This is a genomic window from Bartonella sp. AA126HLJHH (assembly GCF_042197425.1).
Taxonomy (GTDB): Bacteria; Pseudomonadota; Alphaproteobacteria; order Rhizobiales; family Rhizobiaceae; genus Bartonella.
The window spans coordinates 93,016-109,869 of the sequence record NZ_JBHIRU010000005.1 but is presented as its reverse complement, the minus strand read 5'-3'; the positions used below and the strand labels follow the sequence as shown (position 1 = coordinate 109,869).

The 16,854-nt window shown below is 36.7% G+C and carries 14 protein-coding genes; 8 read left to right on the top strand and 6 right to left on the bottom strand.

From position 1 onward, the window contains the following. Nucleotides 1-28: 28 nt before the first annotated feature. The 4 genes from ACFIQC_RS04235 to ACFIQC_RS04220 all read left to right on the top strand — a co-directional run bounded on the left by ACFIQC_RS04235 (nucleotide 29) and on the right by ACFIQC_RS04220 (nucleotide 2,168). Entirely contained in the window at nucleotides 29-550 is a 522-nt protein-coding gene (locus tag ACFIQC_RS04235; RefSeq protein WP_375621161.1) for an RNA pyrophosphohydrolase, read from the top strand. Between the two features lie 99 nt (nucleotides 551-649). Beyond that, nucleotides 650-1,210, top strand: coding sequence for an invasion associated locus B family protein (locus ACFIQC_RS04230; RefSeq protein WP_273790632.1), 561 nt, complete (start codon nucleotides 650-652; stop codon nucleotides 1,208-1,210). Between the two features lie 327 nt (nucleotides 1,211-1,537). Continuing rightward, the gene (locus ACFIQC_RS04225; protein WP_375621162.1) at nucleotides 1,538-1,831 is read left to right on the top strand and encodes a YggT family protein; all 294 of its coding nucleotides are present in this window, start codon (nucleotides 1,538-1,540) and stop codon (nucleotides 1,829-1,831) included. 22 nt (nucleotides 1,832-1,853) lie between these two features. Then, nucleotides 1,854-2,168 carry a DUF167 domain-containing protein gene (locus ACFIQC_RS04220; protein WP_375621163.1) on the top strand — a complete coding sequence of 105 codons (315 nt, stop codon included), beginning with the start codon at nucleotides 1,854-1,856 and terminating at the stop codon, nucleotides 2,166-2,168. 53 nt (nucleotides 2,169-2,221) lie between these two features. Here ACFIQC_RS04220 and ppa read toward each other — a convergent pair whose 3' ends face one another. From ppa to mgtE, 3 genes are all read right to left on the bottom strand, one after another. Next, nucleotides 2,222-2,752 (bottom strand): inorganic diphosphatase, encoded by a 531-nt coding sequence (gene ppa, locus ACFIQC_RS04215; RefSeq protein ID WP_273790629.1) that lies wholly within the window; start codon nucleotides 2,750-2,752, stop codon nucleotides 2,222-2,224. Nucleotides 2,753-2,820: 68 nt separating this feature from the next. Further along, nucleotides 2,821-4,647, bottom strand: a complete 1,827-nt coding sequence (gene typA, locus ACFIQC_RS04210) for a translational GTPase TypA (RefSeq protein WP_375629992.1) — start codon at nucleotides 4,645-4,647, stop codon at nucleotides 2,821-2,823. A gap of 1,263 nt (nucleotides 4,648-5,910) precedes the next feature. Then, complete coding sequence (gene mgtE / locus ACFIQC_RS04205; protein ID WP_375621166.1) at nucleotides 5,911-7,287, bottom strand: magnesium transporter; 1,377 nt, start codon at nucleotides 7,285-7,287, stop codon at nucleotides 5,911-5,913. Between the two features lie 548 nt (nucleotides 7,288-7,835). Here mgtE and ACFIQC_RS04200 point away from each other — a divergent pair. Then, nucleotides 7,836-9,860 carry a M3 family metallopeptidase gene (locus ACFIQC_RS04200; protein WP_375629993.1) on the top strand — a complete coding sequence of 675 codons (2,025 nt, stop codon included), beginning with the start codon at nucleotides 7,836-7,838 and terminating at the stop codon, nucleotides 9,858-9,860. 163 nt (nucleotides 9,861-10,023) lie between these two features. On the opposite strand, the gene ACFIQC_RS04195 is transcribed toward ACFIQC_RS04200, so the two are convergent. Next, nucleotides 10,024-11,100, bottom strand: coding sequence for an SGNH family hydrolase (locus ACFIQC_RS04195; protein WP_375629994.1), 1,077 nt, complete (start codon nucleotides 11,098-11,100; stop codon nucleotides 10,024-10,026). A 14-nt stretch (nucleotides 11,101-11,114) separates the two neighbouring features. Continuing rightward, nucleotides 11,115-12,374 carry a lytic murein transglycosylase gene (locus tag ACFIQC_RS04190; protein WP_375621169.1) on the bottom strand — a complete coding sequence of 420 codons (1,260 nt, stop codon included), beginning with the start codon at nucleotides 12,372-12,374 and terminating at the stop codon, nucleotides 11,115-11,117. A gap of 266 nt (nucleotides 12,375-12,640) precedes the next feature. On the opposite strand from ACFIQC_RS04190, the gene ACFIQC_RS04185 reads away from it, so the two are divergent. Continuing rightward, a complete protein-coding gene (locus ACFIQC_RS04185; RefSeq protein ID WP_375621170.1) occupies nucleotides 12,641-13,531 on the top strand; it encodes a UTP--glucose-1-phosphate uridylyltransferase in 891 nt (296 codons plus the stop codon). A gap of 39 nt (nucleotides 13,532-13,570) precedes the next feature. Beyond that, nucleotides 13,571-14,563 (top strand): SIS domain-containing protein, encoded by a 993-nt coding sequence (locus tag ACFIQC_RS04180; RefSeq protein ID WP_375611850.1) that lies wholly within the window; start codon nucleotides 13,571-13,573, stop codon nucleotides 14,561-14,563. A gap of 277 nt (nucleotides 14,564-14,840) precedes the next feature. Here ACFIQC_RS04180 and ACFIQC_RS04175 read toward each other — a convergent pair whose 3' ends face one another. Next, a complete protein-coding gene (locus ACFIQC_RS04175; RefSeq protein ID WP_375611849.1) occupies nucleotides 14,841-15,200 on the bottom strand; it encodes a hypothetical protein in 360 nt (119 codons plus the stop codon). Nucleotides 15,201-15,453: 253 nt separating this feature from the next. Between ACFIQC_RS04175 and ACFIQC_RS04170 the strand changes: the two genes are divergently transcribed. Continuing rightward, nucleotides 15,454-16,839: a sigma-54-dependent transcriptional regulator gene (locus ACFIQC_RS04170; RefSeq protein WP_375639507.1), complete on the top strand. Its 1,386-nt coding sequence runs from the start codon at nucleotides 15,454-15,456 to the stop codon at nucleotides 16,837-16,839. Nucleotides 16,840-16,854: the final 15 nt, after the last annotated feature.

Sequence of the window (16,854 nt, the reverse complement as noted above, 5' to 3'; positions counted from 1 at the left end):
TATAGCTTGCGATTTTGAGGAATATTAAATGGATGCAGGTATTAATTTGAAGATTCTTCCATATCGCAAATGTGTTGGGATTGTTATCTTTAATCATGAGGGTAAAGTGTGGGTTGGGCGTCGTTTAATGATGCCCATTCATGCAGATATTGAAATATCTCATCGTTGGCAGCTTCCTCAAGGAGGGATTGATGAAAATGAAAAACCATTAGATGCAGCATATCGTGAACTTTATGAAGAAACGGGTATTCGATCTGTGAAGTTGATTAAAGAAGCACAAAATTGGTTCCATTATGATTTTCCACAAGAACTTATTGGGTGCACATTAACAAATAAATATCGTGGGCAAATACAAAAATGGTTTGCTTTCCAGTTTACAGGAAAGCTTTCTGAAATTGCGATTAATCCGCCACCAGATGGCAATAAAGCGGAATTCGATCAATGGAAATGGATTGATCTAGAAACCCTTCCGTTGATTGCTGTTTCTTTTAAAAAGCACGTTTATACGAAAGTTGTCAGCGAATTTCGAGGTAGCCTTAGACCATTATAAAAGCTATATGATTACGGGAAAGCTTTTTTTATTAAGATGCTTTATATTATAATAAATAATAAACATGTTTATCTTTTATGTAAAGAACAGGAATATAAAATGAAAAAGTTATTTAATTTACTTATAGTTTTTACTCTCTTGAGTATTTCATCTGTTGCATTTGCAACAAGTTCAAAGCCTCCTGCATCAAAAGATGCGGCAGCGACATTGCCAAATGGAGCTTCTTCTTTGACTGAAACCTACGGTTTGTGGACTATTAACTGTGGTATACAAGAAGGGAAAAGAATTTGTTTTATGCACCGTCAAGAAGTGAATGAGCAGGGGCGTGTTGTTGTGGCTATGGGCCTTACTCTCGATGCTGAGGGTGTTGTATCTGGTAATTTAACAGTTCCTTTTGGCATTTTGGTTTCTAAGCCTGTTCGTTTACAAGTTGATGAGGGAAAAGCTGTTATCGAAACCGGTATCCGGACTTGTGTACCAGCAGGTTGTGTGGTTCCTGTCGTTTTTGACAAAAATCACGTAGCAGCTTTACGTTCTGGAAAACAGTTAAAGTTGGCGATGACAATTGCTGCTGCAGGTGAACCAGCTTTGAATGATTTATTTGTTCAGCTAGATGGTTTTAGTAGTGCTCTTAATCGTTTGACTGCTTTGCAGAAATAATTTTAAAACTAGAAGCGGCCTTTAAAAGGCCGTTTTTAGTTAGTTTGTTTTTTTATAATTAATAATTAAAACGATGAGATTTAAGATTAATCCTATAAGGGATATTCAGATTTTTTGCCGTTTCTTCTATTTTATGTGCTATTTTTAATTTTGATATTTGTTTTCTAACTGCATCGTCATTAAATAGAGAGATGAAGAATTTAGATGTCTGGTTTTTATTCAAGAAAAAAGAGTATTGAAATATAAAACCATTTTTTGATACACAGACCTGCTTTAATGAAGGTTTTCTATACGCTCTTCTGTTTCCTTGATTGAAAGGGATGACGCATGATTTATGCATTGCTTCGAACGATTGATTTGATTTTTGAGATTTATATTGATATTTTAATCGCTAGTGTCATTTTTTCTTGGCTTTATGTCTTTAATATCATAAATTCACGCAATCGCTTTGTTGTTTTGATAGGAAGCTTTCTATATCGTTTTACAAATCCCGTTCTAAGCCGTATCCGGAAAATTTTACCAAATTTGGGAACGATTGATATTTCACCTATTGTAGTGTTCATTATTATTTATTTTATTCGTGTTTTCATGTGGCGCGTTTACGCAAACATATATGTATAGAAATATTACTTGAGGCGAATACATGTTTTATCAAGTTGATAAAAATAACTTGATTTTGTTTGTGTATCTCATTCCCAAATCATCCGTTGACAAAATAATAGGGATTGAATGTAGGGATGGTGAAAAACAATATCTGGTTATACGCCTTCGTGCTGTTCCTGAAGATGGAAAAGCGAATAAAGCTCTCATTAAATTTCTTGCGAAGCAGTGGAAGATTTCAGCTTCTTCTATTTCTCTGAAAAGCGGCGCAACATCTCGCTACAAACAACTTTACTTTTCGACACATTTAGAAGAATTACAGCAGATATGGCAATCCTTTAGAGATTGCATCTCGTAGAAAAAATAAAGAATAAAGCCTATTTTTAAATAGGCTTTATTCTATTAAAATCGTTATATTTTTTTATTGCGCTCAACAGCTTGCTTAATTAATTCATGCGCAAAGTTTTTATCACGCCATCCTTCAATTTTAGCCCATTTTCCAGGTTCCAGATCTTTGTAATGTTTGAAGAAATGTTCAATTTGTTTGAGTGTAATCTCGGGCAGGTCTGTATAGTCATGAATATTGATATAGCGTTTTGTTAATTTTGTAGTGGGAATGGCAATAATTTTTTCATCTTTACCACCATCATCTTCCATCATTAGAGCTCCGATGGGGCGAACATTGATAACACAACCAGGCATAAGTGGACGGGTATTACAGATAAGGACATCAATAGGATCACCATCATCCGAAAGCGTATGAGGGACAAAACCGTAATTTCCAGGATAAACCATTGATGTATGAAGAAAACGGTCAACAAATAATGCACCCGACTTTTTATCCATCTCATATTTTATTGGTTGCCCACCAAGGGAGACTTCCACAATAACGTTAATATCTTCTGGTGGATTTTTGCCTACGGGTATTTCCTTAATATTCATAGAGACATCCTTTCTGGAATATAGTGAGGCTCAATACAATTAAATATTTTACCAAAGAGATTATGAAATTAACTTGAAATTGATGTACGTGTTTTTTCAAAACGTTTACGTTCATTAGGATCAAGATAGAGTTTGCGGAGACGAATATTTTTAGGGGTTACTTCCACAAGTTCATCATCTTGTATCCACGATAAGGCGCGTTCTAATGTCATTTTAATGGGAGGCGTTAACTTTACGGCCTCATCTTTTCCAGAAGCGCGCATATTGGTGAGTTTTTTCCCTTTTAAGACATTGACTTCTAAGTCATTATCTCGTGAGTGGATGCCAATAATCATACCTTGATAGACTTTCACACCCGCATCGATGATCATAGGTCCACGATCTTCAAGATTAAAAAGAGCATAAGCGACAGATTCACCGTTGTCATTTGAAATCATAACACCATTAACACGACCAGCAATGTCTCCTTTATAAGGTTCATAAGCATGAAAAAGGCGATTCATAATTGCTGTACCACGTGTGTCCGTTAAAAGTTCAGATTGATAACCAATGAGTCCTCGGGTTGGTGCATAAAAGACAAGGCGGACACGATTACCTCCAGAAGGACGTAATTCCACCATTTCGCCTTTACGTTCAGACATTTTTTGTACAACAGTACCGGAATATTCTTCATCAACATCGATAACAACTTCTTCGATTGGCTCAAGAGTTATTCCATTTTCATCTTTTTGCATAACAACACGTGGGCGTGAAACACTAAGTTCAAATCCTTCACGGCGCATATTTTCAATGAGAACTGCAAGCTGTAATTCTCCTCGTCCTGAAACGTAGAAAGAATCTTTATCGACTGATTCTTCAATTTTAAGAGCGACATTGCCTTCTGCTTCTTTTAACAATCGGTCACGAATGACACGACTTGTTACTTTATCGCCTTCAGTTCCAGCAAGGGGACTATCGTTGACGAGAAAACTCATAGTAACAGTAGGAGGATCAATTGGTTGGGCAGTAAGGGGTTCATTGACAGTAGGGTCACAGAAAGTATCAGCAACGGTACCTTTTTGTAGACCTGCAATCGCAACAATATCACCAGCACTTCCTTCTTCAATAGGTTGCCGTTCTAAGCCACGAAATGCTAAAATTTTTGAAATACGCCCAGTTTCTAAAAGTTTTCCATCTTGTCCAAGAACCTTGACATTTTGATTGGGTTTTAGAGAGCCAGAATGAATCCGTCCTGTAATAATTCGTCCCAAAAACGGATCCGCTTCAAGAATAGTTCCAATCATGCGAAACGGTCCTTCTGCTACACTAGGAGAAGGGACATGCTGCGTCACAAGATCAAATAAAGGACCTAATCCCTGATCTTTTGGTCCCTCTGGGGCTTCAGCCATCCATCCATCGCGTCCAGATCCATAAAGAATAGGAAAATCAAGCTGTTCATCGGTTGCGTCAAGAGCAGCGAAAAGGTCAAAAACCTCATTAATGACTTCATCAACGCGTGCATCCGGTCGGTCAATTTTATTAATAGCAACAATAGGGCGCAATCCTACTTTCAATGCTTTGCCAACGACAAATTTTGTTTGTGGCATTGGTCCTTCAGCAGCATCAACAAGTACAATGGCTCCATCAACCATATTGAGGATGCGTTCAACTTCTCCACCAAAGTCAGCGTGTCCTGGTGTATCAACAATATTAATTCGAGTATCTTTCCAAACAACAGATGTCACTTTCGCTAGGATTGTAATTCCGCGTTCTTTCTCAATATCGTTTGAATCCATCATACGTTCGCTTGTACGCTGATTATCACGGAAGTTTCCTGATTGCTTGAGAAGCCCGTCTACAAGCGTTGTTTTCCCATGGTCAACGTGGGCAATGATGGCAATGTTACGCAATTGCATAAATTTTCTTCTTTTCGTTTAATGAAATTTCATTTGAGGCAAAGTCTTTACATTCTTTGCCTGACTATTAAAAAATCTTTTACATGTTTTTTTATAATTTTGGAAGATGGAGGCAATATTTTTATGGCAAAACTATTTATCCAAGTCTTTAAGGCTCTATTGAGCTTCAATTTCTGAAGCTTCGTAAAAGTTTTTTATAGTACGTATGTTCTATTCTCGAGCTAAAAATTATCCCAAAAATCACAGTCAATTTGATTTTTATCAATATGACACAAGAAATTTATATGAATTCTTGTAAGAGTAAGTAAGTATAAAGCTAGCGATATTGTTGTTGTTGTTTTGCAAAGAGATTGATAAAAATCCGGAATATCTCTTAATCCATAGCCAATTTATTGACAACTTTACAATATTTTTATTCTAAATAAAGCTTTTTCTTATTCCATAACTTGTCAATCAAAATCCAGATCTAATGCAACCGTGTATTTGAGGTAAATATTGAGATGATTAAGAATTTTATAAGAAGTTCTAGCTTTTGTATGCCAGATTAGGGCAAGAGTTATATCTGTTTGATTTATTTATGAACTCGGAATACAGTCTTATTTAGAAAGAATATGAAGGCATCCAAAGAAAATTCCCATCTTTGCCGTTAATCCAATTTATGATTTCAAAAGCATCTAAAGTAATATCTTTTAAACCATGGAGATAGTGCATTGCCTTACACTTTTGTTAATTGCACTCTCTAATAGGAGTATGCTTTTCATGCCAAACAGAACACTTTAAACAGAATATACTTTTTGTTGCATATTCATGTACTTAAGAGAGATTACTTAACGTACACTACATCCATTCCATGATAGGGCTCATAAATGATATAACATACGCGAATAGTATACTATTAACGCCTTTGTGAAGAAATATAAAGCCTGTTGAGTATCATCATTATTATTCTTTCTCAGCTGTCAATATTGCGCCAGTTTTTGATACGAGAGAGGATATAAGAAGTATTTTATTTTTTCTTGAATAGTTTTTAGCCATACACCGATCTCGTTTGTGACTGGCAAGAAGATGACTTTAATCGATTTAATATGAGAAGCTTTATGATGAGGTAAAATTACGTTATTCGGAGCTGTTATTCAAAAAAATAATAAATTATCTATAGAGCGGTGTGCTAGAAAATAAATAATAAAGCTTATTCTCTTATGGAAAGAATCTTAGGTTACATGACAAGATTTTTCCATAAGTAAGAGTTTTTACTTTACATGTTTAAAGAAGAGTTCCTGACAAAATGAGAGAAGCTACAGAAAAGTAGATTATAATGCCCATGACATCTACTAAAGTTGCCACAAAAGGAGCAGAAGCACTTGCTGGATCAAATTTTAAACCTTTAAGAATAAAAGGCAACATAGATCCAGAAAGAGAACCAAAGGTAACGATTCCAACTAAAGCTGTACCCACTGTTGTCGAAATAGCAATCCAATGTTGGCCATAGTCGTAGATACCTAGTTTTTGCCAAAGAGCAATGCGCGTAACACCAATAATTCCTAGTAAGAGACCAAGGGATAGTCCTGTTGGAATTTCACGAATGATCACTTTCCACCAGTCTTTCAACGTGAGTTCACGTAAAGCCAATGCACGTATAATAAGGGATGTAGCCTGTGAGCCGGAATTTCCTCCTGAGCTCATAATGAGAGGTATGAACAGTGTAAGAATAATCGCTTTTTCGAGTTCTGTTTCGAAATGTTGCATAGCGCTTGCTGTCAGCATTTCACCGATAAAGAGTAAAGCGAGCCAGCCTCCGCGTTTTTTCATCATTTCAGGAAACTTAATTTGCATATAGGGCTTATTAAGTGCTTCCATACCCCCAAATTTATAGGCATCTTCATTCATTTCATCGACCATAGTATCAAGCACGTCATCAACGGTTACAATGCCAATGACATGGTTACTTTCATCAACTACAGGCACAGAGAGAAGATCATGGCGCTGGAAAAGGCGTGCGATATCTTCATGATGTGTGAAAGGTGATATTGTAATGGGCGAGTCATGGGTAGGGACATTAAGAATTTGTTCATCAGGTGAGGCAAGAATAAGGTTACGCAGGGAAACAGCTTTGAGAAGAGTACCTGTTTTGGGGTCAATTACATAGCTGGTATAAACTGTTTCACGTGTTCGCTCGACCTCACGAATGTGATCCAAAGTTTTTTGTATGGTCCAGTTTGAAGGAACGGCTATAAACTCTGTTGTCATCAGTGCTCCTGCTGTATGATCAGGATAACTGGTGAGTTTTTTAAGTTCAGCGCGCGTTAAGGGGTTAAGCAAGGCATAAAGTCGTGTACGGGTTTTCTTATTCATTTCTTGAAAGACGTCTGCAGCAGCATCAGCAGACATGCCGTCAAGAATTTCAACAGCACGATTTATAGGGAGAAGTTCTAGGATGGCAGCAGGTTGCTCAAGCTCTGGTTTATCAAAAAGTTCGATAACATAATCAAGAGGCAGAAGACTAAGAATAGTTACACGTTCCATGATATCGAGCTCATTGATGATATCAATAGAGTCTGCAAAATGCTGGTTCTTTAACTTTTCAGCGAGAGCTTCAGGAGAAAAATTTTTGAAGTCGAAGGCCGTTTTGATTTCAGTCATGATAAAGTACCTCCTGAAGAGTTGGAGAGTTGTAAATCTAGATAATAGATGAGATAAAAACAAAAGTTTATGGAAGATTTAAAAAAACTCCCCAGCTATATTCCCAATTGTTAATATTTGAAGTAAAGTCAAGGGTAAATTATAAGTTATAAACAAGTTTCTGAATCACTAAAACGAGAATACAGCTTAATTTGAGGATAATATAAAAACGTAAATGTAAAAATCAGTTCTGATTTTACCATCATTTCTTTAATGCAGTTTGCGATTTTCAAAAGAATCTACAGCAATATTTTATAAAGAGTGGAGATTATGCTTTTCTCCAAGTGTTTTTGTTAATATGCAATTCTATTGTGATGTGCGAGCGAATAATCTTTATTGCTTCAATATAATATGGTTTGAATGAAAGAACTTTACGATTTTCAGGTTTTTTATTCAATAGCGTTTTGAAAGGTAGTTTTGAAACTCACGAAATAGTTTTAGTATGTTATCAATTTGTGTCGTAAAGATAATTGTTACAGTTTAAATTTATAATGGAGACATAAAGTATTATGACAAAAGCAGCAGTGCTGGACTGGAAGGGATTTTCAGGTCTTCCTGATTTTTCTTCTATAAGTGACGAAGATTTTAAACCCGCTTTTGAACAGGCACTTCAAGAAGCAGAAGAAGAACTAGAGGCAATTGCGATGGTGCAAGAACCACCAACGCTTGAGAATTTTTTGCAGCCTTTTGAGCTTTGCGGTAAAGCGCTTGATCGTGTCTGTTCAATATTTTTCTTACGCACCAGTGCTCATACGAATGTATTAATTCAACAGCTAGAGCAAGAGTTCGTTGTAAAACTTTCTCGTTATTCTTCAAAAATGATGATGGATGCACGGATATTTGCGAAAATAGATATGCTTTATAAACAGTCGCAGTTGGGCAAATTTGAGAGTGAAACAACACGTGTTCTTGAATTATGGTGGAAAAAGTTTGTTTGTCATGGGGCAAAACTCGATGAAAAAGCTAAGAAACGGCTTTTGGAAATTAATGAAAGACTTGCTTTTTTAAATGCTACTTTTGGACAAAATGTCTTAAATGATGAAGCTGAATGGATTCTGTTTTTAAAACAAACAGACTTATCTGGTTTACCGCAAGATCTCATTGCTTCAATGAAGGAAATTGCGTGTGAAAGAGGCAATGAAGAAGCGTATGCATTAACACTAGCACGTTCGATTGTTGAACCTTTTTTAAAATTCTCTGATCGTCGTGATTTGCGTGAGGTTGCATTCCAAGCTTGGGCTAAACGTGGTGAAAATAATAACAAGAATGATAATAAAACAATTATTGTAGAGATTGTTGCGCTTCGAGATGAGCAGGCTAAATTATTGGGATATAAATCTTTCGCAGATTTGAAGCTCGATAATACTATGGCTAAAAGTGTTGATTCCGTTATGGATTTGCTTATGCCTGTATGGGAGCGCGCAAGAGCGAAAGCTTCTACTGAGCAAATTGACTTACAAAATTTTGCCAACAATCAGGGCAGCAATGAATCTTTAGCTGCTTGGGATTGGCGTTATTATGCTGAAAGACTTCGCACTGAAAAACTTTCTTTCGATAGCGCTGAGATTAAATATTATTTTCAGCTTGATCTTATGATTAAAGCGGCTTTTGGGGTAGCCGAAAAACTCTTTAGCATTACATTTGAAGAAAAAAACGCTGTTACACTTTGGCATCCTGATGCACGTTTGTGGGAAGTAAAAAAGTCTGATGGAAGTCTACTTGGGCATTTTATTGGTGATTATTTTGCGCGTTCTTCAAAACGCTCCGGTGCGTGGATGAGTAGTTTGCAATCACAACATAAATTGGATGGCGGACAAAAGCCTATTATCTACAATGTTTGTAATTTTGCTAAACCACCTAAAGGGGAAGTTGCTCTTTTATCACTTGATGATGCACGTACGCTTTTCCACGAATTTGGACATGCATTGCATGGTTTGCTTTCTGATGTCACATGGCCATCTGTGTCGGGAACATCTGTTTCACGTGATTTTGTTGAGCTACCTTCTCAACTTTACGAACATTGGTTAACAGTACCAGAGATATTAAAATCTTATGCTATACATACAAAAACAGGTCATCCTATGCCACAAGAGTTGATAGATAAAGTCTTAGTAGCACAGACATTTAATGCAGGATTTTCTGCCGTTGAATTTATCTCATCAGCTTTAGTGGATATGGCTTTTCATCAAGGCGAAACAGTCACTGATCCAACAGTGTTTGAACGCCAAGAATTAGAAAAGTTGCAAATGCCTGATACAATTATTATGCGTCATCGTCCCCCACATTTTATGCACGTGTTTGCGGGGGATGGTTATGCATCTGGTTACTATTCTTATATGTGGTCGGAAGTCCTTGATGCTGATGCTTTTCAAGCTTTTGAAGAAACGGAAGATGTTTTTAATTCAGAGCTTGCTGATAAGTTGAAACGTTTTATTTACTCCGCTGGAGGAAGTCGTGATCCAGAGGAGCTTTATAAAGCTTTTCGGGGACGAATGCCTTTACCAGAGGCAATGATTAACAAACGTGGACTATAAGATATAACGGTATGGTTAACACCATGCCGTTTTCATATTATTCGAAAGGTGCAGTTGCGATTTATGCAAATTTTTTCTTCATTATAGCTCTGTAAACAGAGTTTTTTTATCTTATTCGCTTTTTGTTTATAGAGGAAAATAGATTTTGTATTTTAAATAGACATTATGGGAAAGAAAAATTATCAGCTCGATCTTTTTGATGCCCATTTGGTGGAAACCATGATTTTTTTATAAAACTTGACTTTCTTTTGCCTAAAAGGTGAGTGTTTTTTTGTACCATATCATCGAGGCTCATTGGAAGCTGACGCATAATTTTACTCCGCTCTTGATTCTCTGATTCTTGTATAAGTTTTTGAATAGCTTTATCGGTTGAGTATGAATTTTCATGAGAAAAGGCGTGAAAATTTAAAATATTTTTCAATGGTTTTTCTAAATAAGAGGTAAGTTTTTTCTTTCCTTCAGGGGTGAAATGCATGCCATTATTGGTGCGTAATTTGGTTGTTTTTCCATTAATATCATAGCCTGAAAAAGAAAAAAATCCTTCTTCATCACTAAAGCCGCTCCAGATATCGAGAAAATACCCTCCTGCTGTTTCTGTTTCTTGTTTATAGAGCGCATTAAAAATTTTCATTTTTTGTGTCAAAAGGTCATTTCCAAAAGAAGGTTGACCTATCCATATCCATGATTTTCCAGAGGCGTGAAGACTTTCAGTAATTTCGATAATTCTTTGTTTGTAGATGCGTATCCATTCTGACTGATCTGTGTTAATCATGTTATGAGAGTCTGTGATGGGTTGATTATCATTTGCACCGATCATCATGATAATAACATCGGGGCTATTTTGGTCAATGAGTTTAGAAATATTGCTTTGCCAAGAATAATAATCCGTTCGAACTAAGCCGGAAGCTGGTATTGTGTTGTTCATGATAACGATATCGCTATTATTTATAAAAAACTTTTTAAGTGCATCGGCAACAGCAGAGGCTGCAAAATCCCCTACAACAAGAATGCGTTTTGCATTCTCATTTTTTAGCTTTTGTATGTTTTTTTGTGTTACGATTTTTTTTTGCGGCTTGTCTATTTTTTGTTCTATAATTTGCGGTGGCTGCTGTGTCTGTTTGTTTTGTTGTGATAACCATTTGAAGAAGTTCGTTGCTTTACTTGGAGATGGCTGTAAGATCCCCACAATAGAAAGTGAAAACAGCAATAATGTCAAGTATATCAGGCGAAAAGAAGACAAAACCTTAGTCTCCATTATTGTTTGCGAAGGATAAAAAGCACTTGAGATGATGGATATCCATTTTCTTTTAGACCGTAATGCAGCTGAAAAGCTTTGATTGCTTTGCGAGAGGCTGTTCCGATTTGTCCATCAATATCTCCTTTATAATATCCCAATGCACTTAAGCGAGATTGCAGTTCTTTGCACTCTTGGAAGGTAATAGGCTGAAAAGGTCTTTGCCAATCATGCACTAATCCAAGATGTCCAGCAATACGATCAGCAAGAAGGGAAACAGCAAACGCATAACGATCTGCATTATTATAATGTTTCAGAACAAAGAAATTTTTTGTGACTAAAAATATAGGTCCTTTTGCTCCATCTGGATATTTTAATATTGCTTGTTCAGCTGATGTAGGAAGAGGGTGCCCATTTGCGTGTTTTACACCTAATTTTTTCCATTGTTCAAAGGAATACCAGCCTTCAGGAAGGTTTTTCCCCTGTGGCACTTTTACCTCTACTCCCCAAATAAGATTAGGTTGCCAGCCATTTTTGTGGAGAAGGTTAGCAGCAGTAGCCAGAGCATCTGGAACAAAGTTCCAGATATCACGCCGTCCATCTTGATTTATATCAACAGCATAGGCGAGATAACTGCTTGGAATAAATTGTGTATGTCCCAATGCTCCGGCCCAAGATCCAGTGAGTTGAGAGCGTTTAATTTCACCACTTTGTAGAATTTTCATAGCAGCAATCAGCTGTGTATATGCGTATTTTTCGCGTTTTTTATCGGCATAGGCTAGGGTTGCAAGTGAGCGAATGGCATCACGCATTACACTTTTATTCGCTAAAATTTTCCCATAATTGCTTTCCATTGACCAAATAGCAAGCAGAATATTACGGTCAACACCAAAACGTTCTTCAATTTGAAGAAGCCATTTGTTCCATTTTTTTGCTTGGCGCCGTCCTTCCACAATTGCGATATCATGGACACGATTATCGAAATAGTTCCAGGAAGGAGCAACAAATTCCGGTTGGTATGCGGCGCTTTTTAGAACTTCAGGATCAATGGCATTAACACCTTTAAACGCCATATGAAACGTAGAAGGGGTAATATTGTGAGCAATAGCTATTTTTTTAAATTCTTTAATCCAGTGTTTAAATCCGCTATCAGCATATGAAAGGGATATAAAAAACATAAAAAAAGCAGAAAAAATAACGGCAGAGACAGTGAAAAGAGTTCTCCAAGCTATTGACTTCTCTTCTAAAAAAGAGAAAGTCTTCAATTCTGTTTTTTGCATTTTGAAATCCCCATTAATATTCAATTCATTAGATGTGCAATAACTTTATTTTGTATTTAGTTTAATCGATAATATGATCAAGAAGAGGAAAAAACTGAAATAAATAATTCGTTTTAATCCTTTCAATAAATTCTCAGACTCTTTTTACATTTTTGATTGCCCATTATAATGATAATCAAAACAATAAGATATCTTTTTTACCATTTCGTAAAAACATATGATAAATAAAACAAAAAAGTTATATGAATTCATTGAGGAGGGTGAGTGTGCGTAAAATCCGGAAAGCAGTATTCCCAGTAGCAGGTCTTGGTACGCGTTTCCTTCCTGCGACAAAAACGATTCCTAAAGAAATGCTAACAGTTGTTGATAAACCTGTTATTCAATATGTTGTGGATGAGGCGAGGGAAGCTGGTATTGAGCATTTTATTTTTGTGACTGGACGTAATAAAGCAGTCATTGAGGATTATTTTGATGCGCAAGTTGAATTATACACGACACTTGCTGAATGTGGAAAGAAAGAAGATCTTGCACACTTATACCGTTTACAGCCATTACCAGGGTCAACTTCTTTCACTCGGCAACAGCAACCTTTGGGATTAGGGCATGCTCTTTGGTGTGCGCGTGAATTAGTTGCAGGGGAACCTTTTGCTTTATTATTACCCGATATGTTGATACAGGCGAAAAAGGGCTGTCTTTCTGAAATGATGAGCCTTTATGAAAAGGTGGGTGGGGGGAATATTATAGCAGTTCAGGAATGCGATCCTAGAGAAACACATAAATATGGTATTGTTGGGAAAGGCAAACAGATTGCAAATGGTTTTGAAATCACAAAAATGGTAGAGAAACCGGCACAAGGAACGGCACCATCAAATTTGTACATCAATGGACGTTATATTTTACAGCCAGAAATTTTTAATATTCTTTCCACTCAAGAACGGGGAACAGGAAATGAAATTCAATTAACAGATGCTATGATACGGCTTTCAAATGAGCAAGATTTTTGGGGTTTGCAAGTAAAAGGGCGCACTTTTGATTGCGGTTCTAAAGCTGGTTTTATTGAAGCCAACGTTGCATTTTCTTTGGCACGCGCTGATATGCACAGCCACGTTTCTGCTTCATTGAAAAATTTACTGGAAACCATTAATGTTGAAAAGTGATATAGATCTCTCACTTAATTTTATTGATCGAATTTGATTATGACAATACCGTCTCCTCATATGGCTTTGCAAGGTGCAGTAGCATCAGCGCTTAAAACACTTGCTAGTGAAAAGCAGGGGCTTGAAGCTCTTGAAAAAGCTCTGCTGGAAAGTCTTTCTTCTTCTTTTGAAGCGGCTGTTCAAACTATTAGAAATGCGCGTGGACATGTGGTCATTACTGGCCTTGGAAAAAGTGGTCATATAGGGACAAAAATTGCAGCAACCTTAGCCTCAACTGGAACACCTGCCTTTTTTGTGCACGCTGCAGAAGCCAATCATGGTGATCTTGGTATGATTGGCTCTGATGACGTTATTCTTGCTTTATCATGGTCTGGTGAAACTCAAGAGTTAAGTGGTATTATGAGTTATGCGGCGCGTTTTCGTATTCCCCTTATTGCGATGACATCAAGTAAGCACTCTGTGTTAGGACGGCAAGCTGATATTGTGCTATTACTACCAAAGATAGAAGAGGCTTGCCCCCATGGTTTAGCCCCTACAACTTCAACAATTATGCAATTGGCAATGGGAGATGCATTAGCGGTTTCTCTTTTAGAAATGCGTGGTTTTACCGCAACGGATTTCAAAATATATCATCCTGGTGGTTCTCTTGGTGCAAGCCTTAAATACGTGTGTGATATTATGCATGAGGGTGATAATATTCCTTTGGTTATGCAGGGAACAGCTATGACTGAAGCGATGAATGTTTTGGTGGAAAAACATTTTGGTTGTGTTGGTGTTGTGAATCAAGAAGGTGAACTAATCGGAATTGTAACTGATGGCGATCTTGCACGTAACATTCATTTTAATTTATCAAAATTTAATGTTGACGAGGTGATGACCAAAGCTCCTAAAGTTGTAAAGCCAAATACACTTGTTGGTGCAGCAACAGCTTTTATTAATGATCATCAGATTGGTGCATTTTTTGTGGTTGAAGATAAAAAACCGATAGGAATTGTTCATTTTCATGATCTTTTGCGCATTGGAGCTGCTTAGATTAAAGTTCCCTATCAAATAAAATGTTATTTTAGGTTGAAATAGATTGCAGGATACAAAGTTACAATTTTATTGTGAGGTGGCTTTACTGATATTTTGTGGAAGAAAATGATTATTTTACGCATTTCATAATGTTTAGAAAATTTTCAGGGTAAAGATTATACCAGCCTCTTTGCGTATTTTAGAGAGGATTTTCTATCAGGAGGAGAAAGGATATCGCCTCCTGCTTAATGTGTGTGCTCCCTCTGTTCTTAAGAGAGGTTTCCCTTGTACTTTGTTAAGATTTCCGCTTAAGGAAAAACTGTGCTCCTGTATGTGAGGTGCAGAGAAGTTGTGTGGCGTCATATGACATTGTACAATTGACTCTAGAAATTGTTCCACGGAGAATAGAGCGTATTTCAATTTCTATATTTTGGGCATTGAGATAATTATATGCTCCTTCTGATAGTTTTTCTTCTGTATCTGCTGCATGCGTTTCAAAAACACCATTGTGGAAAGAAGAAATAATACCATTCTCATCAACCCATTTTCCATCAATTCCAGTTGGCATATTTGAGTTATAATATCGCGAAAAGTTACAGGCACTTAACAGCAAGGCGGTAATTGTAAGACATAAAATATGATAGGTATGTTTCATTTATTGCACTCTATTTAGATTATTTTGCTCTCTAGTTTCTATAACATTATTAAATTACCCCATGAGTCAATATGAAAAATTTGATAAAAATCAATGAAAAAGCAAAAAAATGGAAAAAAATGCCTTAATGTTGTATTTAATTGACAGCTTGATGAATTTCGTAAGTGAAACACAAGAGGTAAAATATTTCTTATGGTTTACAACAATTTTTATATTAAGCTGCTAAGTAGTCTCAAAGGAGATTATTGACATTATGGTTGGTCCCATTCTTGTTGCGAGTGAAGATTATGGAAGACGTATAGAACTTTCTTCTATGCTGCGAGGTTTTGGTTATCGTGTCATTGAAGCAGAAAATGGTCTCCGTACGATTGATCTTTTACACAGGCGTAAAAACATTGTGCTTGCACTCCTTGATGTCGTTATGAGTGATTTGAGTGTGAGCGATTTGATTAAAATGATTAGAGTTGCTGGTGTTTCTGTTCCTATTGTCGTTATAGCACAACAAGAGAATCAGCATTTACTCCAGAAAGCTTTAACAGCTGGAGCTATTGATTATTGGATCCATCCAGTAACATTATTACGTGTAAGAGTTACTTTGGATATCCTTGCTCTTATTTCTGCCTTGGAGCATGAGGTTCGAGATATTCGGCGAAAAAAAGAGAATCATTTACGGTTTTCTGATCTTTGCGTAAAAAGTAGAGCTATGCAGATAGTATTAGAACAATCGAGACAAGCAGCAACTTCTTTACAGAATCTTTTGATAGAGGGAGAAGCTGGAACAGGACGTGAGACATTAGCTCGGATTATTCATCATGAGGGATTATTTTCGGAGGGTGTTTTTGTTCGCTTTCAATGTTCAGCCATCGTTGATCCAGAAGAAGAAAATCAGCAGTGGTTTAAAGAATTCCTACCATTGGTTTCTTCTCTTGAAAAAGGGACACTTTGCCTTTGTGATATTGATCGACTTGAGCCCATACAGCAAAAACGGTTTGCTCATTACCTTAAAGAAAGGGAAAGGGATACAAAAGGAGATTTTTTTCCTTTTCGGATCATCGCTATTTCAACATCGCGTTTAAAGGACTTGGTTAATGAGAACTTTTTTTTGCATAGTTTGTTTGAACAATTTTCTCACTTGTCTATTAGCGTTCCTGCTTTACGAGAATTAAGGGATGATTTTCCAGAGATCACACAACGTTTGATTGATCGCATTATCACAGAAACAGGGCGATCACATGTCCATGGTTTAGCAGGCTCTGCTCTTTCCTTGCTTATGCAGTATGATTGGCCTGGCAATAGAAATGAGCTTGAAACCTTTTTATTTCGTGCGATTTTACTCAGTGAAGGACCGTTATTAACTGTTCGAGATTTTCCGCAATTAATGGGAAATTCATTAATGAATGTTCCCAATATCATTGAGGGTAATATGCAAGAAGATAATGAGCAAGAATCGATAAAATTTTTGAATACTGATGGGCATGTACGTACTTTTGCAGAAATGGAGCTTGATATTATAGAGAAAGCGATTAAACATTATAAAGGACATATGAGTGAGATTGCGCGCCGCCTTCATATTGGTCGCTCTACACTTTATAGAAAAATGGAAGAATTGAGAGCAATAAGAAATCAAGAACGAAAGTAAAATTCATAACAAATT